At 37.8% G+C, this 2,151-nt stretch carries 3 protein-coding genes; all 3 read right to left on the bottom strand.

Annotated elements, in window-relative coordinates:
- The coding region (locus tag KAS42_03965; GenBank protein ID MCK4905380.1) for a HEAT repeat domain-containing protein at window positions 1-692 on the bottom strand (692 nt) is incomplete at its 3' end.
- Between the two features lie 120 nt (window positions 693-812).
- Window positions 813-1,160, bottom strand: a complete 348-nt coding sequence (locus tag KAS42_03960; GenBank protein MCK4905379.1) for a metallopeptidase family protein — start codon at window positions 1,158-1,160, stop codon at window positions 813-815.
- On the bottom strand, window positions 1,157-2,032 hold the full coding sequence (locus KAS42_03955; protein ID MCK4905378.1) for a CAP domain-containing protein: 876 nt from the start codon (window positions 2,030-2,032) through the stop codon (window positions 1,157-1,159). Before KAS42_03955 ends, KAS42_03960 begins: the two co-directional genes overlap by 4 nt.
- Between the last annotated feature and the right edge of the window lie 119 nt (window positions 2,033-2,151).

The raw sequence follows: 2,151 nt of genomic DNA, 5'->3' as shown, positions 1-2,151 counted from the left end.
ACACGCCTGTCCTCATCCTTTAATGCAATGGTAAGTGGTTTTATGGCACTGCTATCTCCGAGCTCACCTAATGCCTTTGCTGTTCTCCAGCGAATATCCCAGTCCTTATCTTTCAATACGGCAATAAGCGGCTTTAATGCTTGGCTGTCTCCTATCTTACCTAATACCTTTATGGCTCTTGACCGGGCATAGTTACTATGTTTATCCTTTAATACGATAATAAGTGATTCTACTGCGGGCTTGCCTATTCTTATTAGTGCTTCTTCTATTTGAAGTAAACCGCCTGGACCGTCTGGAAGATAGTCAAATTCTCTCTCTCTAACTTCCATGTCTCCATCCTTCAATGCAGAAATAAGTAGCTCTACTGCTTGAGAAATATCTTCTGTTTTTTCTAAAACTTCTATTTCTCTGTATAGGATACGCTTATCCTTAATAGCAATTGGAGTTATTGAAGCATTGTCTTCAAACTCGCTTAATGGATTCGCTGCTCTTTCTCGAAGAGTCTTAACTTCATTATTTGATGTAACAGTAGTCTCTGATAGTTTGCTTAAATTTTCTGTTTGTTCTTTTTGCGTTCCTTCGGCTTCCGATTTATTCGCCTTATTTGCGCAGAAGAACGGGACTAAAACTATAGCGCCTATGCACAGTCCCAGAACCAATATCCAAAAAGTTGATTTTCTGGAAGTTCTCATGACTTTTACCTAGTTTCCTTTTGTAATATTTTAGAAATCCTAATACTGTTTCCGATGTGGCTAATAAGGTTATTCATTTATGTATCCCAAATGAATTCACATGTCCATATACCTCGAGTTTTACCTTAATTCTTCTTCACTCAAACCGAAATGATGCCCAATTTCATGATAAAGCACGTCTGCGACCCTTTTTTTTATTTCGGCGTCGCTGTCGCACATTTCTTCTATAGTATTTTTATATATCGTTATTTTATCCGGCAAAGTCGAACTATGCCAAACACTCCGTTTCTTCAGCGGTATCCCCCTATACAGTCCCAACAAAACCATTCCGGGTGATGTAAAACCCCGAGGCATATTTTCTTCCATGACTATTTCCACATTTTGCAATTTATCTCTAAATTGCGCAGGCAACTCTTTCAAAGCTTCTATTATCAATTTTTGAAATTCGTCTTTGGTCTTTTTTATCATTCAGCTTTTATCAGAAGATATCCTATTCGCTTTTTCGTTGTGCGTATTAAAACTACTGCCGAATAGCCTTTAGGAGTTATAAGTTGACTAAAACTTTTTTTCTCGTCTTCAAGTCCTTTATCCGTAAAATTAATAATGAATCCGTTACCTGCCATTAAATCGACTTTCATTTTCAACTGCGGATATTCTTTTAAAAAACCTTTAACGGTAAAATTTCTCTTGACGGAAATATTAGAATTTAGAAGTTTTCTTACTATCTTTTCCTTTAGCGGAAGGTTTCTATAATCGGAACCTGTTATAGCGTCTTTTACCATATTGAATATTTTGTCTATTTCTTTCTCGGACAGTTTTGAAGGCAAAGGGGTGAACTCCAAAGCTCTTTTGATGAAATTTTGAGTGATATAGTATTGGTTCCTGCCGTTGACTTTATAAATCCCGACGCCCGCCTCCTCGACCCTGTCGTTAAGGATGTTTTCTCTATGTCCCTGACTTTGCATCCAACCTCTAACCGATTCCTCCGCCACATCCTGATAATTTTCGCAATTAAATAAGTTCTCAGCCGATACGGTAAAAACAATTCCGGCTTTTTCTAAACGTTCGCTAACTAATTCCCCCTCTTTATTTTCGTGCGCAAAATATCCTTTAATAGCCATATCCTCCGAATGCTTGCGCGCAACCTCTGTAATATCGCTTGACCATTCTAACTTGGGAAGATTATGTTTAAATCTTTCCTCGTTTACCCTGTCATAAATAAGTCTTTCCAAAAAAGATATGGGCCTTGTTTCAACCGGTTGGGTTCTAAAAAAAGAAAAAACTTTTGCATTCCCAAAGACCATTAACAAAACAACAAGAATAAACAACCGACTTTTCATATATTTATCTTTGCCTGTCCGGTCAATCTAAGGTTATCCGCCCTACCCTGCGCGTTTTTTTTGTGATTGCCCCCAAATTGCTCCTTCTATAACCCGCAATCCATAGAATTTTCCTGTCT

The organism is bacterium, from assembly GCA_023135785.1.
Lineage (GTDB): Bacteria > CAIJMQ01 > CAIJMQ01 > CAIJMQ01 > CAIJMQ01 > CAZNJA01.
Note: the sequence above shows the minus strand (reverse complement) of the source record. Positions and strands in the feature narration are given on the sequence as shown.